General features: G+C 35.4%; 19 protein-coding genes. 7 read left to right on the top strand and 12 right to left on the bottom strand.

Features of this window, described 5'->3' with window-relative positions; translation table 11 throughout:
• Positions 1-105 precede the first annotated feature (105 nt).
• A complete protein-coding gene (locus tag AC4FQ5_RS10690) occupies positions 106-1,953 on the bottom strand; it encodes a cytochrome-c peroxidase (RefSeq protein WP_491143137.1) in 1,848 nt (615 codons plus the stop codon).
• Positions 1,954-2,097: 144 nt separating this feature from the next.
• Between AC4FQ5_RS10690 and AC4FQ5_RS10695 the strand changes: the two genes are divergently transcribed.
• From AC4FQ5_RS10695 to AC4FQ5_RS10705, 3 genes are all read left to right on the top strand, one after another.
• A complete protein-coding gene (locus AC4FQ5_RS10695; RefSeq protein WP_491143138.1) occupies positions 2,098-2,952 on the top strand; it encodes a nucleoside phosphorylase in 855 nt (284 codons plus the stop codon).
• A gap of 260 nt (positions 2,953-3,212) precedes the next feature.
• The gene (locus AC4FQ5_RS10700; protein WP_491143140.1) at positions 3,213-3,512 is read left to right on the top strand and encodes a hypothetical protein; all 300 of its coding nucleotides are present in this window, start codon (positions 3,213-3,215) and stop codon (positions 3,510-3,512) included.
• A 121-nt stretch (positions 3,513-3,633) separates the two neighbouring features.
• Entirely contained in the window at positions 3,634-4,446 is an 813-nt protein-coding gene (locus tag AC4FQ5_RS10705; RefSeq protein WP_300346263.1) for an enoyl-ACP reductase FabI, read from the top strand.
• A 135-nt stretch (positions 4,447-4,581) separates the two neighbouring features.
• Here AC4FQ5_RS10705 and AC4FQ5_RS10710 read toward each other — a convergent pair whose 3' ends face one another.
• The 7 genes from AC4FQ5_RS10710 to AC4FQ5_RS10740 form a co-directional block, all read right to left on the bottom strand.
• Positions 4,582-6,021 carry a glycoside hydrolase family 30 protein gene (locus AC4FQ5_RS10710; protein WP_491143142.1) on the bottom strand — a complete coding sequence of 480 codons (1,440 nt, stop codon included), beginning with the start codon at positions 6,019-6,021 and terminating at the stop codon, positions 4,582-4,584.
• A 91-nt stretch (positions 6,022-6,112) separates the two neighbouring features.
• Positions 6,113-6,922 carry a glycoside hydrolase family 16 protein gene (locus tag AC4FQ5_RS10715; RefSeq protein ID WP_491143144.1) on the bottom strand — a complete coding sequence of 270 codons (810 nt, stop codon included), beginning with the start codon at positions 6,920-6,922 and terminating at the stop codon, positions 6,113-6,115.
• 177 nt (positions 6,923-7,099) lie between these two features.
• Positions 7,100-9,322, bottom strand: a complete 2,223-nt coding sequence (gene bglX / locus AC4FQ5_RS10720; RefSeq protein WP_491143146.1) for a beta-glucosidase BglX — start codon at positions 9,320-9,322, stop codon at positions 7,100-7,102.
• Positions 9,323-9,481: 159 nt separating this feature from the next.
• Complete coding sequence (locus AC4FQ5_RS10725) at positions 9,482-10,945, bottom strand: glycoside hydrolase family 30 protein (RefSeq protein WP_491143148.1); 1,464 nt, start codon at positions 10,943-10,945, stop codon at positions 9,482-9,484.
• A 20-nt stretch (positions 10,946-10,965) separates the two neighbouring features.
• The gene (locus tag AC4FQ5_RS10730) at positions 10,966-11,817 is read right to left on the bottom strand and encodes a hypothetical protein (RefSeq protein ID WP_491143150.1); all 852 of its coding nucleotides are present in this window, start codon (positions 11,815-11,817) and stop codon (positions 10,966-10,968) included.
• Between the two features lie 18 nt (positions 11,818-11,835).
• Positions 11,836-13,356: a RagB/SusD family nutrient uptake outer membrane protein gene (locus AC4FQ5_RS10735; RefSeq protein ID WP_491143152.1), complete on the bottom strand. Its 1,521-nt coding sequence runs from the start codon at positions 13,354-13,356 to the stop codon at positions 11,836-11,838.
• 11 nt (positions 13,357-13,367) lie between these two features.
• A complete protein-coding gene (locus AC4FQ5_RS10740) occupies positions 13,368-16,268 on the bottom strand; it encodes a SusC/RagA family TonB-linked outer membrane protein (protein WP_491143154.1) in 2,901 nt (966 codons plus the stop codon).
• A 178-nt stretch (positions 16,269-16,446) separates the two neighbouring features.
• Between AC4FQ5_RS10740 and AC4FQ5_RS10745 the strand changes: the two genes are divergently transcribed.
• The 3 genes from AC4FQ5_RS10745 (at position 16,447) to AC4FQ5_RS10755 (ending at position 19,648) form a co-directional block, all read left to right on the top strand.
• Positions 16,447-17,634: an MFS transporter gene (locus tag AC4FQ5_RS10745; RefSeq protein ID WP_491143155.1), complete on the top strand. Its 1,188-nt coding sequence runs from the start codon at positions 16,447-16,449 to the stop codon at positions 17,632-17,634.
• Positions 17,635-17,657: 23 nt separating this feature from the next.
• Complete coding sequence (locus AC4FQ5_RS10750) at positions 17,658-18,398, top strand: NUDIX hydrolase (protein WP_491143157.1); 741 nt, start codon at positions 17,658-17,660, stop codon at positions 18,396-18,398.
• Positions 18,399-18,469: 71 nt separating this feature from the next.
• On the top strand, positions 18,470-19,648 hold the full coding sequence (locus AC4FQ5_RS10755) for an acyl-CoA dehydrogenase family protein (protein ID WP_491143159.1): 1,179 nt from the start codon (positions 18,470-18,472) through the stop codon (positions 19,646-19,648).
• 61 nt (positions 19,649-19,709) lie between these two features.
• Here AC4FQ5_RS10755 and AC4FQ5_RS10760 read toward each other — a convergent pair whose 3' ends face one another.
• From AC4FQ5_RS10760 to rsmG, 4 genes are all read right to left on the bottom strand, one after another.
• On the bottom strand, positions 19,710-22,409 hold the full coding sequence (locus AC4FQ5_RS10760; protein ID WP_491143161.1) for a PD-(D/E)XK nuclease family protein: 2,700 nt from the start codon (positions 22,407-22,409) through the stop codon (positions 19,710-19,712).
• Positions 22,406-22,942 (bottom strand): DUF922 domain-containing protein, encoded by a 537-nt coding sequence (locus tag AC4FQ5_RS10765; RefSeq protein ID WP_491143163.1) that lies wholly within the window; start codon positions 22,940-22,942, stop codon positions 22,406-22,408. The genes AC4FQ5_RS10760 and AC4FQ5_RS10765 overlap by 4 nt, the downstream gene beginning before the upstream one ends.
• Positions 22,942-23,349: a hypothetical protein gene (locus AC4FQ5_RS10770; RefSeq protein ID WP_491143165.1), complete on the bottom strand. Its 408-nt coding sequence runs from the start codon at positions 23,347-23,349 to the stop codon at positions 22,942-22,944. Before AC4FQ5_RS10770 ends, AC4FQ5_RS10765 begins: the two co-directional genes overlap by 1 nt.
• 65 nt (positions 23,350-23,414) lie before the next feature.
• Positions 23,415-24,050, bottom strand: a complete 636-nt coding sequence (rsmG, locus tag AC4FQ5_RS10775; RefSeq protein ID WP_491143167.1) for a 16S rRNA (guanine(527)-N(7))-methyltransferase RsmG — start codon at positions 24,048-24,050, stop codon at positions 23,415-23,417.
• A gap of 167 nt (positions 24,051-24,217) precedes the next feature.
• Between rsmG and AC4FQ5_RS10780 the strand changes: the two genes are divergently transcribed.
• Positions 24,218-25,408 (top strand): pyridoxal phosphate-dependent aminotransferase, encoded by a 1,191-nt coding sequence (locus tag AC4FQ5_RS10780; protein WP_491143169.1) that lies wholly within the window; start codon positions 24,218-24,220, stop codon positions 25,406-25,408.
• The last annotated feature ends 19 nt before the right edge of the window (positions 25,409-25,427 follow it).

Genomic DNA, 25,427 nt, shown 5'->3' on the forward strand with positions numbered 1-25,427 from the left:
ACCTAATGTTACGGGGATTAATTTATTGTTAAATCAACTCTAAGTATCATAATGACAAAAAGCCATCTCAAATGGATGGCTTTTATATTTAAAAATCGAAGAATATTACTTCACTTTTGCTTTACTAATATCTGTCAGAGAATTCAGAAAAGCAATAATCTGTTTGATTTCCGGTTCTGTAAGATTCAGCTTGTCGGCAGGTAAAGTCTGATTATTTATTTTTAAACCTAAACCTTCGGCTCCGCCTTCGTTGTAAAAATCTAAAACTTCTTCTAGAGTATTGAAAGCTCCGTTGTGAAAGTAAGGTTTCGTTAAAGCAATGTTTCTTACCGTCATGGTTTTGAATGAGTTTTCATAAATCCACGAATTTTCCTTTTTGACATTACTTTTGATTCTTCCCTGATCAGAATCTATTTCTAATGGCGATAATTTTATTGGTTTTTTAGTGACACCCAAAACTTCGGATTCATTTTCATTAAAAAATGGCGGAACCAATCCTGAAAAATGAGGTGCAAAATGACATGTTGCACAATTGGCTTTGCCCATAAAAAGATTGAATCCTTTTTTAGCATCATCAGAAATCTCTTTTTCGTTTCTCATAAAACGGTCAAAATCACTGTCGAAAGAATACAGAGAGGCGACATAAGAACTTAAAGCTTTAGAAAAATTCTGCTTATCAATATTTCCATTTTTGAATGCTTTGCGGAATACTTTTTTATATTCAGGTTTTGTTTTCAGCTTTTTGATAATACTTTCGTAGCTTGTGTTAAATTCCTCATTGTTGTAAATAACGTGTTCTGCCTGTTGCTCCAGATAGAATGCCCGCATATCGTAGAAGAATCTTTTGGCAAAAACTGCATTGTACAGAGTTGGAGAATTCCTTAAAACTGTTTTTCCTTCCACGCTACTTAAAGACTTAGTATTACCGTCTGTAAAACCCTTTTCCGGAAGATGGCAGGTCGCACAGCTCATTTTTCCGTTGTCACTTAAATTTTGGTCAAAAAATATTTCTTTTCCCAATTTTCTCAATTCCTCACTGTCTTCAGAACCTTTCAGTATTGTAAAAAAATAAGGATCAAGAAAGTCACTGTTGAAAAAGTTTTTATTGCTTACATTCCAGCCGGAAAATTCTTTCAGATCATCCGGATTTCCGTCCCATTTTCCTAATTCTTCATATAAAGGCTGCAGATATTTTTTATAAAACTCAATACGGTCAAAAGTTTCAAAATCTGTATTTTGAGAAAGATAAAGTGTACTTTCTGTGATGAGTTTTTCCGCTTTTGAAGTATTGAAATTCTTAAAATAAGGATCAGTAATAATATATTTTTGCATTCCCTGAAAAGCGAAAGAAGCTTCTTCAGAAATATTCAGCGAACCGGGTGTGTCAAAACCTGTCAATCCTAATGTATAGATTCTGATGAGCTCTATTCTTAAAGCCAAAGTTTTATTACTTCCTTTGCTTAAGCCATTTTTTGTGGTGCTAAAATAAAAATTATTGTAATTATTGTATAGAAAATCTGTGATGTCAATAATTTTATCTTTTTGTTCGCTTGCTTCATCAGAAAAAATCAATTCATCAAGCACCTGCAAACCCTCCGGCGGTAAAGTATAAGCAGTAGTTCCTGCAGCTTCAATTCTGAATAGAGGAGCTGCATTGAGATGTGTTTTAGAAAACTCAGGATAATGATAAGCAATATAAAACTCGATCTCTTTGTATGAGTTTCTGGTATTCTTTAATGAAAGCTGTAATTTTTCGATGGTAATTTTATCTTCTTTAAAGAGATAAACGTCTGATTTTAAGTTTTCAAGATGATTCTTAAAATTAAATAAACCTTTACTGACAAAAGTCTCCTCCGTTTCTGAACCCTTGTCGACAGGATTGAATGACATTGCCGCAATCCCCATGAATGCAATAAGAAGAAATAAAGGATAAAATCCTGCAAAATTTTTCATTCGCAAAACTATCATCCTAAGGTTACCACAGTTTTAACGAAAAATTAAATAATGTTTATATTTTGCTTCATTTAAATTCGTTAATTTTAAATCCCTTAAAAAAGAGAATCACAGATTATCAATCAAACTATACAAAAAATAATTATGCTAAATAAACTTGCTGCTTCAGAGCTTGTACTGAATGAAGACGGAAGCGTGTATCACTTAAACCTTTTACCAGAAGATATTGCCGATAAAATAATTCTTGTAGGTGATCCCGATCGTGTACCGAAAGTTTCACAATATTTTGATAAAGTAGAAATCAAAAAAAATAAAAGAGAATTTTATACCCACACCGGAACGTTACGAGGTGAGAGAATCTCCGTAATGTCAACCGGAATCGGTACTGAAAACATCGATATTGTGATGAATGAGCTCGATGCCTTGGTTAACATTGACCTTCAGAAAAAAGAATTTAAAGCCAAGCATAAATCTCTTGAACTTTTCAGAATGGGAACTTGCGGAAGCGTAAATCCGGATGTGCAGGTTGATAATATGCTGGTGACTCAAAATGTTGTCGGCTTAGACGGACTGATGCATTTTTACCAGGATTACAGTTTTGAGAATGAATTTTCTAAAAACTTTTTAGAGAAATTCCCTTACGAAAAAATCAAACCGATGCTTTATTTCTCTGAATGGTCGGAAGAATTGGGTGAAGTTTTCAAAGATGCTAAATATCATGGTAACACAGCGACTTTTCCGGGATTTTACGCACCGCAGGGAAGGGAACTTCGGTTGAAAGCTCTGGACGACAAATTTCTTGAAACATTAAACGATCTCGGAATTACCAATTTTGAAATGGAAACTTCAGCCATTTATGCTTTTTCTAAACTTTTAGGCCATAAAGCAATTACTGTAAACAACGTCATTGCAAACAGAAGACGTGGTGAATTCTCAGCAGATCATCACAACTCAGAAAAAAGACTGATCGAATGGGTTTTGGAGAGAGTGATTAAATAAACAACTGGGATTTCAAATTTTGAGATCCTTTTTATTTTAAACTAACTATTTGCAATAAAAGTTAACTTTTATTGGTTGCAGGCTGAAAGTTTATTCTGCTACGAATACACAAATACATTACAGTAAAAAGCATTCGCATTCACTGTCGCTAAAAATAAATATTCAAATTTAAATTTTATGAAAACTTTAACAAGGGCTTTTTTCTTTAGGAATAGTTCTTGTTTATTCTATAACATATAACACTTAAATACTATATTATTATGGACAATCAAGATTATAACAAAGCAGAAAGAGCAGTCAACAACACTGAAGATTCTTTAAGAAGTACTGCCAACGACGCAAAGTGGAAAGTAAGTGATCTGGCAGATAAAGCCAGAGATTACATCAACGAAAAGCGTAATAATGATGAGGAAGCGACGCATGAAGGATGGCTTGACAGAGTAAAAGCTAATGCTTCTGACACCTGGGAAGACATCAAAGACGGAGCAAGCGAGGCATGGGAAAAAACGAAGGATGCTGCTGAAGATGTAAAGGCAGAGTGGAATAAGAAAACGAATTAGAAAAATTCAGTCTTTTAAATATATTCAAAGAAAATGGAGTCTTTTTACAAAGGCTCCGTTTTTTATTATGTGCTAAACACAAATTATTGCTACATTTGTAAATATTAAACATTAAAAAATTATGTCATACGGTTTACTTAAAGGGAAGAAAGGAATTATTTTTGGAGCCCTTAATGAACAATCTATCGCATGGAAAGTTGCTGAGAGATGCCATGAAGAAGGCGCTGAATTTATATTGTCTAACGCTCCTATCGCTTTGAGAATGGGAGAATTGAACGGTTTAGCAGAAAAAACAGGTTCTGAAGTGATCGGTGCGGATGCAACTTCTACAGAAGATCTAGGAAAACTTTTTGATGCTGCAATTGCAAAATTCGGTAAAATAGATTTTATCCTTCACTCTATAGGAATGTCCGTAAATGTAAGAAAAGGGAAACATTATACCGAAATGAACTACGACTGGACAGAGAAAGGCTGGGATATTTCGGCAGTATCTTTCCACAAAGTGATGCGTACGGCTTGGGAAAAAGACTGTATGAATGAGTGGGGAAGCATCTTGGCTCTTTCATACATTGCAGCACAGAGAACGTTCCCTGATTATAATGATATGTCTGACAATAAAGCTTATCTTGAAAGTATTGCTAGAACTTTCGGAAACTATTGGGGTGAAAGAAAAGTACGTGTCAATACAGTTTCTCAGTCACCGACAGTGACTACAGCGGGAAGCGGAGTAAAAGGTTTCGGAGGATTCCTTGGTTATGCGGAAGATATGTCTCCGCTAGGAAATGCAACCGCTCTTGAATGTGCAGATTACTGTGTTACTCTTTTCTCTGATCTTACTAAAAAAGTAACGATGCAGAATCTTTTCCATGACGGAGGTTTCAGCAGCTCAGGCGTTACTCAGAAAGTGATCGCAAAATATGATACTGAAAACTAAAATCTGAAGATTTAGGTTAAATAATATACCGAAGCAAATTGCTTCGGTTTTTTGTTTGAATTTTTCTAAAATAAATCGAATCGGCGGCACCTTTGGTGCCGCCGATTCTTAATAATAAAAATGTTAATATGAAGTCTATAAAATTACAGTTTGTATAGAATGTGCAGGTGCAGATAACTTGGCAGACATTCCCTCAATCCAAAGATTGGTATCGATGTCATTATCTGAGTCGTTCATAATAACGGTTACCAATTGTCCGTTTTCATTCATGAAAGTTGTTGAGGTTAAAGCGGCTCTGTTGGATGAGGTTCCAATTCTTTGTGCATTTGGTTTGATAAATTTTGAAACATGACCAACATAATAATATTCATAGGTATAATGAACCTCTCCGGTTTTCGTATCTGCAATAATTGGTGCAAAACAGAAGTTTCCCACATGGTTTGGTCCCCCGGTTTCGTCAAGAAGTACATTCCAATCCGTCCATAAAGCGGTTCCTTTATTGAAATCGTTGATCATATTTTTTCCGTACAGTTCGCCTAAACTTACATCGTAGATTTTAGACATATCAAATTGCTCTTTACAACCTTCGGTAAATGCTAAAAACTTATCAGGAAAAGCTCTTTGAGTTTCCAGTAAATTATCAAAAAGCTGCGTTTTATTATTCCATGTTTCGTACCAATGATAGCCGATTCCGTGTGCATATTTTGAAGTTTCCGGATCGCTTAAAGTAGTTGTTGCTCTTTGATAAATCAAATCACGATTGTGATCCCAGATCATTACTTTTTTATCTTTAAAGCCATTTTTCCAAAGCGTTGGTCCTAAATTATTTTTAAGGAACTCCCCTTCTTCTTCTGCGGTATAAATACAGGATTCCCAAGTCTGCGTTGCCATTGGCTCGTTCTGAATCGTTAATCCCCAAACATTAATGCCTTTTTTTTCGTATTCTTTGATAAATTTCACATAATAATCTGCCCAGGTTTGGTAGAAAGCATTTTCAAGTCTTCCGCCTTTCAGCATACTTTTGTTTGACTTCATCCAGGCTGGTGGACTCCAGGGCGAAAAATAGAAAGTAAAATCTTTTCCGATCGCCTGTTGAGCTTCTTTGATCATCGGAATTTTATACCTTTCATCATGAGAAACATTAAATGATTTTAATGATCGATCATTTTCAGTTACATAAGTATAAGAATCGCTTGAGAAGTCACACGAATTCATATTGGTACGAACAACCGTGTAACCCAATCCATTTTTCCCGTAATAAGCATCAATGATTTCTTTTTGCTTGTTCTTGGGAAGTTTATAAAAAGTTTCAGCAGCAGCATCTGTAATAGCACCACCGATTCCGATTAATTTTTGATATTTAAAATCAGGATCTACGAAGATACACGCATCCGTTTCCTTTGGCTGGGTCATTCTCTCGAATTTTACAGATCCTTTATCTGCCATTTTTTGATTGGTTTTAGAATCGGTAAGAAAAACTTTCGCTGTTTTTCCTGCGCTCTTTTTCCAATAATTTTGTGCGTTTGCATTGAAAGCCATCCCGACTACAAAGCAACTTACGATTAATCTCTTCATTATATCTTTTCTATTTTTAATAATTCACCCTCCAAATTATTTTTGAAACTTATCCATTCCTATTTAAAGTGGAAATCCGTGACTTCTTTTTTTACTTATTTTTATACACTCTTACGTAATCTATATAATATTTTTGTGAAAAGATACTGTCATCAATTCCTTCTTTTCCGCCCCAGAAACCTCCTATTGCAAGATTCAGAATAATATAATATGGGCGGTTAAATGGCCATGCTTCATTGCTCTTTTCTTTATTTTCGTAGGTGAAAAACTTTTGATCATCGATATAGACATCAATTTTTTCCGGGGTCCAATCTGCTTTATAGACGTGAAATTTTTCACTGGCATCTTTTACAATCAACGTATCTGTTTTCTGAGTTCCGATAATGTGATTATACTTTTTCGTGTGAACCGATGCATGAATATAACCTTGATTGAATCCAACGTGTTCCATAATGTCTAGTTCACCGTCGTCTGGCCATTTCTTCATACCTTCGCTCATCATCCAGATTGCAGGCCATGTTCCGCGGCCTTTTGGAAGCTTTGCCCTTACTTCGACCGTACCATATTGGAAAGAAAATTTCCCTTTGGTTAAAAGTCTTGCGGAAGTATATTTATTATTTTCCCAATTTTCCTTTCTGGCTTCAATGATGAGGTTTCCTTTTTCCATTCTTGCATTTTCCAACCTTTTCTTGGTATAAAACTGAGCTTCCTCATTTCCGAAACCGTTTCCTCCCACATCATAGTTCCACTTTGTAGAATCAGGTAATCCTTTGCCGTTGAATTCATCATTCCAGATTAATTTTCTGTTTGGATCTGGCTTATTTGAAGCACAATTTAACGATGAAAAAACCAAAATTCCTCCGATAATTAATTGAGAAATATGTTGAAGTTTTATTTTCAAAATTTTTGAATTAATTTTTACTGTTTTCAAAGTTTGTCATGCTGGAAGCATCTCTACAGAGATTATTTATATTCTTTCAGAATGACAAACTCAATTTAATAAAGTCTTTACAAAAAATGTTTAGTCTTCTACCATCAAAAGCGGGTTTTATCCCGCTCTTATTGATATAAATTGGTATTATTTATTCCAATTAATTTTCTTTGTCTGAACATTTTGAGAATCAGTTCCGACCATAATGTCGAATTCTCCGGCTTCCCAATCATAGTTTAATGCATCATCATAGAATTTTAAATTTTCCGGAGTTAATGTAAAGTTTACGGTTTTACTTTCTCCTTTTTTAATGAACACTTTTTGGAAACCTTTCAGTTCTTTTACAGGTCTTACCACTTTTCCGAATAAGTCTCTGATGTATAACTGCACAACTTCTTCCCCATCGTAATTTCCGGTATTGGCAATATTTACGCTGATATTTAAGGTCTGATTTCCTTTAAGACTTGTTGAACTTAAATTCATGTCAGAATATTTAAACTGAGTATAGCTTAAACCAAAGCCAAACGGAAATTTCGGATCATTATCTAAATCGATGTATGCTGACACATAATTTCTGTCAGTATTATTTTTTGCAGGTCTTCCTGTGTTGTAATGATTGTAGTACACCGGAATTTGCCCTTCTGTTCTTGGGAAAGTCATTGGGAGTTTTCCGCCCGGATTTACTGTTCCGAAAAGAACATCTGCGATAGAATTTCCGGCTTCCGTTCCCAGCCACCAAGTGTAAACAATCGTTGGAATATTGTCTGCAGCCCAATCAAAAACCAAAGGTCTTCCTGCATTGATCATTAAAACGATAGGTTTTCCTGTTTTTGCAATTTCTTTCAATAAATCTTCCTGCACGCCCGAAAAGTGGATATTGCTTCTGCTTTTCGCTTCACCGCTCATTGCGTGACCTTCACCCAACGTCATGATCACAACGTCTGCTTTTTTCGCCGTTTCCACCGCTTCTGCAAACATAGACTTGTCCTGATCATCAACGTTAGCGCCTTTTGCATATAGTAATGTTGAGTTTTTATCTAATTGATTTTTAATTCCATCAAACTGAGTTACAATTCTTTGGTTATCATCTTTAAAAGCAATCGACCAGAACCCATGATTAGCAGAAGTTTCTTTTCCGAAAGGCCCGATCAAAGCAACCGTTTTCGTGGATTTTGAAAGGGGTAAAATATTCTTTTGATTTTTAAGCAAAACAATACTTTTCGAACCAAATTCTCTTCCGAATTTTCTGTGTTCCTGATTATTCAACTGTTCTTTCTGTCTTTTTTCGTTGCTGAATCTGTAAGGATCATCGAATAATCCCATCTCGAATTTTTTAACTAAAATTCTTTTTGCAGCATCATCGATCAACTTTGGATCAACCTTTCCTTCTTGTACCAATTTTGGAAGCTCGGTCATATAAGCACGACTTTCCATATCCATATCACTTCCTGCATTGATTGCCTTTTCTGCTGCTTCCTTATTGTCTTTGGCGTAACCGTGAGGAACCATTTCGCCGACACTTCCCCAGTCGGAAACTACAAACCCCTGATAGTTCCATTTGCCTTTTAATAAATCTCTTAAAATGTATTTGTTGGCCGTTGCCGGAATTCCGTTAATGTCATTAAAAGAATTCATAAAAGTTGCAACACCCGCTTCTGCAGCCGCTTTGAAAGGTGGTAAATAAGTTTCATTTAATTGTCTTAAACTCATATCGACGGAGTTGTAATCTCTTCCGCCAACCGCTGCTCCATACGCTGCAAAATGTTTTGCACAAGCCATGATCGCATCAAGATTTCCCAGATCTTTTCCCTGGAAACCCTTGATTCTTGCCAAACCAATCTGAGTTCCCAGATATGTATCTTCACCTGAACCTTCCATCACTCTTCCCCATCTCGGATCTCTCGCGATGTCGACCATCGGTGCAAATGTCCAGTGAATCCCGTAAGCTGAGGCTTCTGTTGCGGCAATTCTTTCTGATTTTTCAATTAATCCTAAATCCCAGCTTGCAGCCTGACCTAAGTTTACCGGAAATGTTGTTCTGTATCCGTGAATGACGTCCTGACCAAACAATAATGGAATTCTCAACCTTGATTTTAAAGCTAATTCCTGAAATTTTCTGGTTTCTTCCGCTCCCGCCACATTGAGCATGGAGCCTACTTTGCCTTGTTTTATTTCGTTTAAAACATTTGCAGAATTGGAATTCTGAGGACCTGTAGCATATTCAAAACCTGAATACTGAACGAGTTGTCCTACTTTTTCTTCTAACGTCATTTTTGACAACAACTCAGAAACTTTCTGGTCGATTGTCTTTTGCCCAAACGCATTCATCCCAAATGCTGTAATTGCCAATAAGAAATAAATTCTCTTCATTTACTTTAATTTTCTATTTTCTGTCATTTAATAAAGTTAAATTTTAACGCAAAGTCCACAAAGATTTTTTTACAATTAATTCTGTTGATTTTTAAATTCACAAAGTCGTTTTACTTAACAAAGAACAAAAAGTCTTTTGATCATTAAATCATAATTAACTTAAAAAATATATGTCGCTGTTGAGCTTCCCGGAATTGTTACAGGAGCCGTTTTTTGATTATATTTAATCGTAAACGCTTTATCCGTAGAGTTGCTGTTCTGAACGATCAAAACTGTTTTCCCCGCCGGAGTTTTAAACGCTACCGTTGAAAGGTTATCGCCTTGTGTAGAAGCGATTCTCTGAGAATTTACAGGAACGAATTTTGAAGCATGGGCAATGATATAATATGCCACATTTTTATCATAGCTCGAACTGCCGGTAATCGTAACCGCACCTTTACATTGGGTACAACCACCCGGTGTGTGAGGTCCGAATGATGCATCATTTGCCACATTCCATTCCAATGCAGTTTTGCTCCAGTTTCTCATTGATCCAATAATAACATTTTTAACGTGCCAATCCAAATCTCCGGAGAAACTTCCTGTAGAGCTCGTCCATTGTTCTGTGAAATAAACGTTTTTATTTGGGAATAAATTATGAACATTTCCTAAAGCCGAAATATCACCTGCATACAAATGAAAAGCTGAACCGTCAACAAATGGATTTGCCGCCGCATCATTTAAAATACTTAAAGGATAAACGATATTATCACAGTTGTGATCGTAAGAAATGATTTTGGTATTAAGATTCGCTGCCTGAAAAGCAGGACCTAAATTATTTTTAATAAAAGTTGCCTGATCTGCAGCTGTCATATACATACTCGGATTATTTCCGGGATGTAATGGCTCGTTTTGTGGAGTGATTGCATCGATTTTAATTCCCTGCGCCTGCATTGCCTGAATATATTTTACGAAATATTGTGCGTAAGTTCCGTAATATTCAGGTTTTAAGCTTCCTCCGATACTGTTTCCATTGTCTTTCATCCAGACAGGAGCCGTCCAAGGAGTTGCCAGAATTTTAATATTCGGATTGATTACTAAAATATCTTTGAGCATTTGAATCAATGCAGCATCTTTTGTAAGACTAAACTGTGAAAGTGTAGCATCTGTTTGTCCGGAAGGCATGTCATTATAGGTAAAGACTTCACTGTTCAAATCTGACGCACCGATACTGATTCTTAAATAATTAACAGCGATTCCTGAAGCTCCGAAAAGATCATTTAACAATTCCTGTTTTTTGGTTGCAGACAGTTGATTGATTACCTGAACGCTTCCGCCTGTCAATGTATATCCGAAGCCATCAACAGTCTGGAAAACCTGTGAAGCATCAATATCAACAGTCGTTCCCGTCGCTGAAGTTCCGGAAAAATATGCAGTGTTTTGCTTCTGAAGTTTTACAGACTGGTCACCTTTTGTAAGCCAGACTTCAACAGGATCTCCGGTAGCACTTCCCCCTCCGTTAACGGGATTTTCGCTTCCGGCAGGATCTGTAGTCGTGCTGCTGCAATTAAAAAAAGAAAGAAGTGCCACACCGCAAAGTGCAGCACCTCTTAACAAGAAACTATATGAATTTTGTAATTTCATTTTAAAAATTTAAGTGAAAGTTATTGCATTCTTCGGAATTCAACTTTGTCAATGCTTAGTCCGTTGACTGTTTCTCCGCCACATTTGATGAATAGATAAACAGTTCCCGTTGTTGTAGCAGTGAAAACACCTCCGTTTTTAGGAGCATCACATCCTACTGACGAAACTTTACCTTTGAAAGCGGCTTTTCCACATCCCGCCCAAGTGTTGATGTTTCTATAAACCGTTCCGCTTACATCAGATCCCACAGCAGGAATACTATTTAATACATACACTTCAAACCATGTATTGACCAATGCGCTATTCGATGAAGCCACCATATCGATTGAATATTTCTTTCCTGCTTCTACCTGAACTGCCTGATAAATTGCTTGTTGAGCACCTCCGCTTGTTACGATAGTTGCTTTACCATTAGAAAAAATCCATTCTGCGCCGGAAGCACTGATGATATGTTTTGTCCATTTTGAAATTTCATCAGGAGTATCAAATCTTCCACCTTTGATCATATTTCCGGAGATCGGATCAGAAGTTGGAACAACAACGGTCTGAGAAGCAGTTCCTGCCAAAATCCCACCTTTACCATATGCCTGATGCTCTATAAGATACGTTCCTGCATCGGGTAGAAAAAGATCTTCAAGGTTTTTACCAAAGTTGAATCCTTCATCATCAATATTCCATTTTGTATTGATGTAATTGTTGGAATTGGTTTTAAGTCTATATCTGTTTTCTGAAGTTTTTGATATTGTAAATCCTGCATCAACGCTTTCCTGACCAAGACCATTACCTTCATCTGTAGAATCTGGTGTGCAGCTGGCAAAACTAAAAATAACCGCACCTAATAGAAGACTTTTATTGATATATTTAGTTATCATATTTAATTTTTATTAAAATTAATAATTAGGATTTTGTTTCAGAATTGTTCCTGTAAGTTCTGTATAAGGTATTGGAAGAATTTCATTTTTCCCTGCTACAAAACCTCTTGAACCTAATTTAGCAGGAGCTTCACCCCATCTTACTAAATCAAACCATCTGTGACCTTCACCTACTAATTCTCTTCTTCTTTCATCTTTCACGGCTTGCATACTAACCGGAACTGATGCTAAGCCAACTCTTGCTCTTACGGCATCCAATAAAGCCTGAGCTCTGGAACCTGCGCCATTTAAGGCTTCAGCTTCCATTAAATAAGTATCTGCCAATCTCAGATAAATATAATTCTGACGATAATTTAATTCTGACGGTCCAGGTAAAGTTGTTACTTCATCCTTTGTCGGCATGAATTTGTTAAGAAAATAACCGTTATCCATATACGCTGGTGAATAATCTGCTTTATTATCTTGCTTTAGAGCTTTTAAATTTAGAATTGTAGCATCCATTCTTGGATCTCCCTGCATAAAGTTGAATAAATCTGTTGTAATAGGATTAAATGCCCAACCTGCAACAACATCTGGTGCGTCTGTAGTCTTTTTAGTATATCCTCTTGGAGCTACCATGATATTGGTAGAGTTTCCTTCGTCGTTACCTTGTCCCCAGAAACCCCAATCAGAATTCCCTTTGTTAGTATGCATTACTTCAAAAATAGATTCTGTAGTAAATTTGTTGTCAGTTACCCAAAGACTTGCAAAATCACTTACCAATTTGTATCCGTACTGGCTTGTTCCTCCAGGAGTTCCGTTTACTTCAGCAAATTGAGCTGCAGCTTCAGTTTTTTTATTTTCATATAAATATACCTTTCCAAGAAGTGCTCTTGCAGCTCCCTGTGTAAATCTACCTCTCTGATCTCCTGAAACTGTCATTGGCAAGTTTGGAATTGCAGCAAGTAAATCTGCTTCAATCTGTGCGTAAACAGCAGTTGGAGCGGCTTGAGGAATATTATAATAATCGTCTGTCGCCTGAATCTGAGTAAGAATCAATGGAATATTTCTAAACATTGTCACCAATTCAAAGTAATATAATGCTCTTAAAGCTTTAGATTCTGCAGTAAATCGATTCTTGATTGCATCGCTCATATTGGCTTGAGGAATTTTTTCAATCAAAACATTGGTTCTGGAAATTCCCTGATAATAATCTCTCCAATAACTTGCAGGCATCGTATTGGGATTCAACTGATAATTTGAAATTCCCTGAATTCCGGCTCCATCTGTAGAACTTCCTCCTCCGGCATAAAAGTCATCAGATCCTGCATTGAAAAATGTTACCATATTTTCAAAACCTCCTGCATATTTTCTTACCGGATCATATGCTCCTACAAGAGCGAAGAAACACTCCTGCTCATTTCTGAAGAAATTATCTGTATCAAAAGCACCAAGATTTTTTACGTCTTCAAGATTTTCTGTAGTACAAGCAACATTCACGAATCCTGTTCCCAATAATAATGCTGCTGCTATGCTTATTTTGTAAAATTTATTTTTCATTTTAAACTAAATTAGAATGTTAGATTTGCTCCAAAAAGGAAAGTTTTAGCTTGAGGATAATAAGCTCTGTCGATACCAAAGCTGTCACCTGCAGCGATTTCAGGATCATAACCTGTATATTTGGTGAATGTAAACAGGTTTTCTGCTGTTACATATAAACGTAATTTACCAACACCAAAAGTTTCCGTCATTGTCTGTGGAAGTGTATATCCTAACTGTACCAGTTTTACTCTCACATAATCACCTTTCTGTAAGTAATAATCTGACATCCATGTGTAGTTGTGATTGGTATCATTAGTTGTAAGTCTAGGTGTTGAATTAGAAGTTCCTTCCCCTGTCCAACGGTCAAGAATTGCAGTCTGGTAATTTGCATTTAAAATATCCAGACGTCTAAGACCTTGGAAAATTTTGTTTCCGGCTTGTCCTTGAGCAAAAACCATGAAGTCCCAATTCTTGTAATTTAGATTTACAGTAAGACCAAAAGTATATTTCGGTACAGAATTTCCAAGATTTACTTTATCAAGATCGCTGATTTTTCCGTCTCCATCAGTATCTTGCCAAATAAAATCTCCAGGTTTTGCATCAGGAAGAATCAACTGACCGTTTGCATTTCTGTAAGCATTAATCTGCTCCTGATTTTGGAAAATACCTAAATTTTTATATCCGTAAAAAGAACCGTAAGATTCGCCAACCTGAATTCTTGACACAGGTCCCATTGACTGGAATCCCGGTCCATCAATGTATTTCCTTCCTTGCTCTAAGCTTGTAACTGTATTTTTTAGATAAGCAAAGTTACCATTCACTGAAACTCCAAAATCTGACCAGTTTTTCTTGTAACCTAATTCAACTTCAACTCCTTCATTTTCCATATCTCCGATATTGGCCGTTGGAGCAACTGTTACCCCAACATATCCAGGAATTTGGATTTGTCTTAAAATATCTGATGTTTTCTTTTTGTAATAATCAACGGTTAAATTAAAGTTATTTAAAAATTTAATGTCTGTAGCAATATTTAACTGAGAAGTTGATTCCCATTTCAAATTTGGATTTGCCAATGTATTCGGAATATATCCAGGCAAAATCACATTACTTCCATTCGTATAGTTTGCACCCGGAACGTAGAAACTTGCAAAAAGGAAATCACCGATACCGTCATTACCTAATACAGCATATCCTCCACGAAGCTTTAATGTATTGACAATTTTATTCTGAGGCCAGAAATTTTCCTTATCAACATTCCACCCTACAGAGAAACCCGGGAAATTTCCCCAATGATTGTTGGCTCCGAATTTAGAAGAACCGTCACGTCTGATTGTTCCGGTAAACAAATATTTATTGGCATAATCATAAACGACTCTACCGAAATATGAAGCTTTGTGAGTATTAATATTATCCCAAGCATTCATGTTTTTTTGATCCTGAGGAATAAAGAAATTAAATGAAGCATCCTCATAACTGCTGATTGGAAGATTGGTATGTGTTACAGTCTGTCCGAATCCGATATTATATTCGTAATATCCTGTACCAGCCAAAATATTCAGATTATGCTCTCCGAATTTCTTTTGCCAGTTGATCGTGTTTTCTAAACTCCATTCCAGTTTTTGCTGTGTTGTTCTGCTTAAACTGTTGAAATTTAAATTGCTGTAATTAGGGTTTAAGTAAAAAAGAGGTGTGAAACTTTGACTTCCCCAATAAGCTTTTTTTCCATTGATTGATGATTTAAAAGTAAAATCATTTAAAAATTTTACTTCTGCATAGATATTTGCAATAAAATCATCAGACCAGCCTTTGTTTCCTAATTGCGTATATCTGAATGCCAATGGATTTGACATCTCCTGCCCAACCAAAGTAGAAATTCCATAAGGGTTTCCATAAGGATCTCTCACCACATTTGGGTTAGAATATGTATTTGAACCTGCTACAGCAGGATCTGTAACGACAAGAGGTGTCGTTGGATCTAAATTTACTGCTGAACTTAAAGGTCCGCCGAATTCTCCATTCGCATTAATTCCCTGAGATTTTGTGTGAGTATAAGCAAATGTCTGACCTACTGTTAACCAATCTGTAACTTTATGAGTTGAGTTTAAACGCCCCGTTAATCTTTTGTAATACGAAATATCACTCATTACAATACCGGTCTGATCAAAATATCCGAATGATCCGTAGAAAGTTGACTTTTCGTTCCCTCCGCTGATACTTACTTCATGGTTAGATCTTTCTCCCGTACCGAAAATGGCATCCTGCCAATCTGTTCCGGCACCTAAAGACTGGGGATTTTGAAAAACAGGGTTTTGACCGCCGTTTACATATGCCTCATTTAAGATAGTTCCGTACTGTGTCGCATTTAATAAATCTAATTTTCTTGCTGCTCTTGCAGTACCAAAAGATCCGTTGTAAGAAAGATTTAATCTTCCTTTTTTACCTTTTTTGGTAGTTACCAAAATTACACCTCTCGCGGCAGAAACTCCGTAGATTGCAGAAGAAGCACCATCTTTTAATACTTCAATGCTTTCGATATCAGATTGATTAAGCCATCCGATACCATCAACAACAATTCCATCAACAACCCAAAGCGGATCATTATTGGAATAATAACTCGTGATTCCTCTGACACGAATTGTGGCAGATGATCCAGGTTGCCCTGAATTGGTAATAACATTTACACCTGCGGCTCTACCTTGCAAAACCTGCTCTGGTTTTCCTGCAGGTATATTCTCAATATCGCTTGCTTTGATACTCGATATTGCTCCCGTCACATTACTCTTCTTCTGAGTACCGTAACCAATCATTACTACTTCTTCAATTTTCTGTTCTTTTTGAATTGTGTCTGTAGTCGTGTTTTGGGCTTGAAAATTTGCAGTAAAATAAAGTACGGCAATCGCCCCCAAACTTCTTGATATTTTTACATTCATATACAGTTAGTTTTTTTAATTCTCAAATTGAGACAATAAAAATATATTTTTTTTTAAATATTTAACATCATATTCACAATTATTTTAATATTTCCACTATTTTTGGGGCTTGAAAGGCATAAATTTTATGTTAAATCTTGTAATATTTCCTTAAAATTGCCGTAATCTGATTCCCAAAATGAGCATCAAGCCAACAAATATTTCCCTTCCGCTAAGATTAACCTTCTTTATTTTTTCAATGGTGCTCAACTGTATGGGGATCGTTATCCTACAGCTTTCACAGAAAAATATAGGCTATGATAAGCTTGGTTTTTTAGAAGCATTCAAAGATTTACCTATTGCATTTATCTCATTATTTGCCGTCAATTTTATCAGTAAAATGGGAACTAAAAACTCTCTCATCATTGCTTTGGGCATTGTAGGGGTTTGCTCATTTATTTTACCTTTTGTCGAAGTATTCTGGTTTTACAAACTTTGGTTTGCGATCATCGGAACCTCTTTTGCGATCGGGAAAATCTGTGTGTATGGAATAATCAGGAATAATATTACAGAAGAGAAATTTTTAGCGAAAACCATGAATAATGTGGAAGCTTCATTCATGATTGGTATTTTTGTTGTCAATGTAGGTTTTGGCTGGCTGATCGCAAGTGAATTTTCGGAATACTGGAAATTTGGGTTTATATTCATTTCAGTTGTATCGTTGGTTACTGTTTATTTGTTATCAAAAATCACTATTATCGAATCGGATAAAAGCATAAAAACCAATATCTTATCTCATTTGATTTCATTTAAAGACACACAGACTCTTTTATTCTTTGCTGTTATTTTTTTTATAGTTTTTACAGAGCAAAGTTTTAATTCCTGGCTTCCCGCATTTTATAAAAATCATTTGAAGGTCAATTCTTTTTTTGCTATTCAGGCGTCTTCAATGCTTGCTATGTTTTCGTATTTCGGGAGGATCATTACAGCAAATATTATCAGGAGGTTTTCGTTGATGAAATATTTTATGTACTGTCTCATCTGCATTATTCTGATTTTAGGGACTATTTTCAGCATTCAATATTTCGGCTCAGAAAAATCCGGAATCTTGCTTTATTTATTCCCGACCATTGGTTTATTTCTTTCACCACTCTATCCTCTTATCAATTCTAAAATGATTTCAAAGATTGAAAGTCAAAAAATAAATACATTTACCTCGGTAATTGTAATATTCTCTTCTTTGGGAAGTTCTGTGAGCTCTGTAATGATGTCGATACTCTTTGAAAATCAGTTGTTAACGTTCTATTCCCTTTATATTTTGGGAGCTATTTTGATTATATTTTGTCTTAGCATATTTTATTTTAAGCAAGACTATCTTAAAAATTAAAAAATAATTTTATTTTTACGGTCATGAAAACTTACGGTTCAAAAAACATCGAAACACTTAAGCAGCTTATTGAGGAAAAACATTTCATCCCCAATATTTCCGTTGACTGTACAATTTTTGGTTTTCATGATAATATCCTCAAGGTACTGCTTTTGAAGTATCATGATCTTGATATGTGGTCACTTCCCGGAGGTTTCGTCTTTCTTGATGAAGATCTTAGAGAAGCTGCTGACAGAGTTTTGTACGAAAGAACCCATCTTAAAGGGTTGTTTCTTGAGCAATTTCACACTTTTGGACGACTCAACCGTACAGAAAACAACGTACACAAAACCCTGATCAACAACAAAGGGCTTGATGTGCCAAAAGATCACTGGATCTTGCAGCGTTTTATCACAGTTGGATATTGCAGTTTAATCGATTTTTCTTTGGCTAATACTTTTCCGGATGCATTTAATGAAACTTGTGCATGGTTTGAAGTTAGCAAACTTCCTAAAATGGCATTTGATCATGACAGAATTATTGCAGACGGTCATCAATATTTACGCAAAAACATTGATACCCAAGTTGCAGCCAGCAACCTTCTGCCAGAAAAATTTACCATGAAAGACCTTCAGTCTTTATACGAGACAATTTTAGGTGAAAAATTCAGAAGGAATAATTTTCAGCGTAAAATACTAAGTATGAATTCTCTTGAAAGACTTGAAAAACTTTATGATGGTTCTGCCAACAAAGCACCTTTTCTTTATAAGTTTATAAAAGAATAGTTTTTTTCTTTTTTCTGAAAAAATTTTCCCAGACATGGTGAAAAGTATTATTTTTAGGAAAATTAAATTTCATGTCATATTATCCTCTTACCACCATTCCGGATTATTACGGAATTGATGCTTTACTTACCGAAGAACACAAGCTTATCCGCCAGTCAATAAGAGATTGGGTAGAAAGCTTTGTAATGCCAAATATTGATCAGGCTGCACAAGATCATACAGATTTGCCCGGACTAATGAAAGAATTGGGGAAAATAGGTGCTTTAGGTCCTTACATTCCGGTAGAATATGGCGGTTCTGGTTTAGATCAGATTTCTTACGGTCTGATCATGCAGGAGCTGGAAAGAGGTGATTCTGCGGTCCGTTCGGCAGCTTCTGTACAGAGTTCTCTGGTAATGTTCCCGATTAATGAATTTGGTTCTGAAGAACAAAAAAGAAAATATCTTCCCAAGTTAGCTTCCGGTGAAATGATTGGTTCATTTGGACTTACTGAGCCCAATCACGGTTCAGATCCTAGTTCTATGGAATCGCAGTTTAAAGATATGGGAGATCATTATCTTTTAAATGGGGCAAAAATGTGGATCACCAATTCGCCTCTTTGTGATATTGCCATAATCTGGGCTAAAAATGAAGACGGAAAAGTACAGGGATTGATCGTTGAAAGAGGAATGGAGGGTTTTACAACTCCGGAAACCCACAATAAATGGAGTTTAAGAGCATCTAAAACCGGAGAATTGGTTTTCAACAATGTAAAAGTTCCGAAAGAAAATCTGCTTCCCGGAGTTACAGGATTAAAAGGTCCTTTATCTTGTTTAAATTCAGCACGATATGGTATTTCATGGGGTGTAATTGGTGCGGCTATTGATTGTTACTGTACCGCTGTTCAATATTCTAAAGAAAGAAAACAATTTGGAAAACCAATCGGAGCATTCCAGTTACAGCAGAAAAAATTAGCTGAATTTTTAACTGAAATCACTAAGGCGCAATTGCTTTGCTTACAATTAGGAATGCTGAAAAATGACCACAAAGCAACTCCTGCACAGATTTCAATGGCGAAAAGAAACAACGTAAAAATGGCAATTGATATCGCAAGAGAATCTCGTCAAATTCTTGGTGGAATGGGAATTATGGGAGAATTCCCAATGATGAGACACGCTGCCAATTTAGAATCTGTAATTACGTATGAAGGAACGCACGACGTTCATTTATTGATTACAGGGCTTGACATTACAGGATTTAATGCTTTTTAAAATTTGTAACTATAAATGAATTATATAAAGGTGACTGAGTTTTTCGAAGTCACCTTTTTCTTTAGTAAGAATATGTTTTAATATTTTCTATGAAATTAATATCTGGATTTAGAATTTCCATGATCAGACTTTTCACAGATTGCATCGCATCATCAAGATTTCCCTGCGCAAATTCTAGTGAAGCAACACCTTTTTTAGCATCAGCAAAACTCCAGATTCCTGTTTCAACAGGAAAGCCCCAAAACTCCGGTAAACTCTGAACAACGTATTGATAAATACAAAGCTGTAATGCCTGCTTTCTATCATCTTTATGAAAATAATGATCAATATTTTCACTATCAATTTTTACACTTAAATTTTTGATCTTTGCAGTTTTGTAATCGATAATCCGCACAGTTCCGTTCAGTCTGTCTATCCGGTCAATGAAACCAAAGAAAGAAACTTTGTCATTTTTAGTTTCGTCAAGATAAAAATCAACATTTTCAAAACGTCTTTCAATATCAATGATCTCTAGAGAATTTCCTTGCTTCACCAATTCAAGATCATATTTCAGAATATTTTCAATCACTTTTTTTGCGATGGCTTTGTGAATAAAATTCATCCCTTTATTATAAAATTCGGGTTGATGTTTTAGCTTCTCAATAGCAATATTTATATATTCATCTATTTGTTTAATTGAATATTCTAAATCTTTTGTTTTTAAAACTTTACATTTTGCAACTTCATATATTTCTTGAAGGGTATAATGTACAAGATTTCCATAATTTCTTATTGAAAGTTCTTCTTCAATTTCGTCTGTTTCAGAACTGTTTAAAATTTTAGAAAGATAAAAATCTATAGGATTATAAAGATAACTGGTAAGGTGAGAAGCAGAAACTTTTTCTTTCCATTTTTCCAGTTGCTGCATTACGATTTCCGTTTTTGCAATTTCGATCGGCTGGCTTGTAATCGGCTCTGAAGTATTTTCAACGATCAGATGTTCAATTTTATGATTACTTTCCATCTCGATCTGAGTGATAAACCTGCTTTTTTCACCCGTATTCACACCGGAACTTAATGCATTAAAAAGTAAATGTACATTTTGTGCATCCTGAATCAGACGATAAAAATGATAGGCATAAATACTGTCGTTTTCGAGAAAAGTATGCAGATCAAAATGTTTTCTGATATCAAAAGGAATATAAGTGTTCTGGGAATTACCGAGCGGAAGTTTACCTTCGTTGACAGAAAGTAAAATTACATTTTCAAAGTTCAGAAGACGGGTCTCCAAAAGTCCCATTACCTGAAGACCTTTCAGCGGTTCACCCTGAAAATCGATATTCTCTGAATTGATATGCTGATTGATCAGGATCTCAAGAGTTTCTATTTTTATTTCAAAACCGTATGGCGTAATCTGATTTTTTATAATCCTAAATGCATTTTCGAAGTGGGATACGTTTTCATACTGTATATCATCAAGTTGCGTCCACTTAATTTTCTGACAATATTCAATTAAAATATCTAAAAAAAGATAACCGGAATCAGCTTTTTGTAGTAAATTAAAATAAGATAAATTGCCTAATAATTCATTAATAAGATTTCTTGAAATGTAAACAATATTCCGTTCTTCAATGTTAGATTTGAAATTATTAATTATCTTTTCGTCTTCTTCAGCTTTCGGAAGCTCTTCTAAAATCGGGAAAACATCGCGGTAATAATACGAGGATTTGTTTTTTTCAAGCTGTTTCTGAAGATAAAAAAGTTGCTTCACCGCATTGGAAAACGATAAGTTTTTTAAAGGAAAACCCATGGTTATATTCAGGTTTTCAACTTCGTGCATCACGTCTAAACTTGCTGGTAAAAGATTTTCGTCCAACAAAACCACAGCTGTATTGGTAAACGTTTTATTATCAATATCCTTAAAAAGATCAGGCAAGACTTTGGTCTGCGTTACATTCCCTGAAACTTCATAGATTTTTATATTTTTTGGCTGATTAAAATCATCTTCTATCCAATTGAAAGCCCGACTGTCATTAAATTCTTTCCATAATTTATGGTTGCGAAGAAATTTCCCCGCTTCCTGTCGCTCATCATCAAAATAATAGCGGTCTGCCTGAAAAAAACACTGCGCTTTATCCCATTGTAATAAAGTTCTTACTAATTTTTCTTCAACCGGAGTAAAAGCATTGAAGCCGCAAAAAATAAAATTCCCGTTAGTTTTTTTGGCAAAATCTGCGATTTTAGCTTTTGCAGCCTCGTGAATCATTCCCGGAGTTGCCCAGTTTTTCTCTTTCAGTTTTTGTTTTAAAACCGGAAGAAAAATATTCATATTTCGCCAGAAATTCAGAAATTTCTTTCTTGGAACTTCTTCTTCGTCACCTAAATCCTGCGCCCATTCTTTGATTCTTTCTTCATCAAACATATATTGCAGAACCGCTTCATCACTTTCAGAAAATTTCAGAATGTCATCCCAATCTTTTTGAAGCGTCGGAAACCACTTTAGAAATTCAGCAAAATCATCATTCGGAATGAGGTTTAATGTTTTATAAACATCAAAAGAGAACAGCCATAACGCAATTCCCTGAATAGCTTGCTGATCAACAATATCGTTAATCAATTCTTCAATCGTAAAAAAATTAGGAAGAAATCCTGAGTAATTATTTTCCTCTAAAATCTGCCGGATAAAAACAATAGGTCTTTTACCGGGTAAAACGACGTTAAACTGAGACAAATCGGCATTTTGAAGCAGCAATTCATCGATGATTTTATTTAGAAATTTCAAGGTTTTTTGTAGTCTTTTAATTGTTCGAGCTCTTCACTGATCATTACATCATATTCCGACTGCTTTTCTTTATTCATGCCGTGTTCTGTGACGCCATCATACAAAGCCTGAAAATTTCTGTAATCTTTAAGAATCCTGTTATAAATTCCCTGAAAATATCTGTCATAATCACCGGAATTTTTAATTTTCGCAGCAACTTCTTTTCTTATTTTCCGGGCATAAATTTCTGCGATGTCAAAATGTTTTTGTTCGTGATTCAAAACATATTCACTGATTCGGTTATCGTCTTTCCAGGATTTATCTTCATTAAAAATCGTTTCTATATTTACTTTTGCGGCTCCTTTAGGATTTGAAGATTTTACAACGGAGTAAACCCATCCACAATGGGTGTAGGCTACAATATCTTTTCCTCGTTGGTTATTAACTTTGCTTTTAAAATTATTCCACACCAACTTCCTGTCTTCTTTCCACTCTACTCTCTGGCTCCATAAGTGACTGGATATCAAAAACAAAACTAAAAACACATACTTCATTATTCCACGACAATAGTTTTGGTGATCCAGGTATTATTACCATTCCAGAATTTAAAGGTATACGTTCCCACCTGTTGCGGACTAAAATTGATCTGATTCGCCGAAACATGATTGGTTTGCGCACAAGAACCGTTTGTATGATACTGATAAGCAGTCACATCTCTGGTGAAGTTACCGGTGTGAATATAATCATATCCATAAAATCCCTGACATTGAGACGCATACGTTGAATATGTTCTTATACTCTGAACGCCAAAAACAGACATTGTATCATTTACTATTTTTACACTGTCGATTTTTACTTTGTCTGTGTATTGAATAGTTTCATAATCATCATCGTCGTTACAAGACACTAAAGAAAGCCCTATAAAGACTACTGATAAAGCGGCATTAAACAATGTTTTCATCTTATTATAAAAATTTATGATTATTAAACGTAAATTATCAAAAATTATTCCTTCGTAATGTTAAATTATGAATTAAAATTACCTTTTGATAGATAAACAACTTTTTTAGTATCAAAAAACTCTTCTTCAAAATAATTTTTAAGATTAAATAGTTCACATTTGAGCCCTGCTAATTCTTCTGCCAAATCTCCGCCTTTTAAATACAACACCCCGTTATGCTTTGTATTGAACTGTTCTTTTTCAAATTTCCCTTTTAGCCATCTTAGGAACTCAGGCATTTGTGTCACAGCTCTACTTACCACAAAATGAAACTTTTCTTTCACCTTTTCTGCCCTTCCGTGAATTGCTGTTACATTGGTCAATCCAACGCCTTCAGCTACCGCATTTACAACGGTAATTTTCTTTCCGATAGAATCAATTAAAGTAAATTTTGTTTCAGGAAAAAGAATCGCCAGTGGAATTCCGGGGAAACCGCCACCAGTACCGATGTCAAGAACTTTCGTTCCGCGAGCAAATTCCATTATTTTTGCAATACCTAAAGAATGAAGAATGTGCTTTTCATAAAGAGATTCCATATCTTTTCTGGAAATCACATTGATTTTTTCGTTCCATTCACCATACAGGCTTTCTAATTTTGAAAACTGCTCGATCTGTTTTTCGGAAAGTTCCGGGAAATATTTCTGAATTAACGCTATTGACATACGACTGATAATATAAAAAGCAAAAATAAGTTTTATTTCATATTCAGATAATCTTTTTTGAAGATAATATAGCATCATATAATTTTAGGTTTTATAAAATATCCCGAATTCACATTTTATTCACACTAAGTTTTTACATATATTTGTTAAAACGACAAAAAGAATTCATGAACAAACTTTCAGACAGAGTAAACAGATTAGGTTACTCCCAGACTTTCGTAATGTCAAATAAGGCCAGAGAAATGAAAGCCAACGGAATTGACGTAATAAGCTTAACACTTGGTGAACCGGATTTTGATGTTCCCGATAATATAAAACAGGCTGCTTTTGATGCCATCAATGAAAATTACAGTCATTACTCTCCGGTACCGGGTTTTTTGGAATTACGTCAGGCAATTTCAGATAAATTAAAAAGAGACAATCAATTAGATTATAAACCAACACAAATTTGTGTTTCAAATGGTGCTAAACAGGCAATTATTAATGTTTTAGCAGCAATCATCAATGATGGCGACGAGGTGATTCTTCCGACACCATTTTGGGTAAGCTATGATGAGATGGTAAAAATGATGGGTGGAAATTCTGTAATGCTTCCAACTTCATATGTAACCGATTTTAAAATTACCGCCGAACAATTGGAAGAAGCGATTAATGAAAAGACAAAAGCAATTCTTTTCAGCTCGCCCTGCAATCCTTCCGGAGGATATTACACATATGATGAATTGAAATCTTTAGCGAAAGTGATTGCTAAATACCCTCATGTAACTGTCATCTCAGACGAAATCTATGAATACATCAATTACGAGACAAAAACAACTTCTATCGCACAGTTTCCGGAGGTTTATGAGCAGACCGCAGTGATTAACGGAATGTCTAAAGCTTTTGCCATGACAGGCTGGAGAATCGGATATTCTGCATGCCCCGAATGGTTGGCAAAAGCCTGTGAAAAAGTTCAGGGACAAATGACAAGCGGAGCCAATACAGTTGCACAGAGAGCTTCAATTGTTGCGTTAAAAACTGATCCTTCAAAATACAAATATATGATTGATGCCTTCGAACAAAGAAGAAACGTCATGTTTGATTTGATGAAAGAAATTCCTGGATTCAAGGTGCTTTTACCAAAAGCTGCATTCTATTTCTTTCCGGATATTTCTCATTACATTGGAAAAACTTTGAATGGAACCGAAATAAAAGATGCAGATGATTTTGCGATGTTTCTGTTAGAAGAAGCTCATGTTGGTTGCGTTGGTGGAGTTTCATTTGGAAGTCCGGAATGTATCAGATTTTCTTATGCTGCTTCCGAAGAAGATTTGCGAGAGGCTATGAGAAGAATAAAAGAATTATTGGCAAACGTATAAAAGTAAAAGTTCTTCCTAA

The sequence above is a fragment of the Chryseobacterium sp. DT-167 genome, from assembly GCF_058310155.1.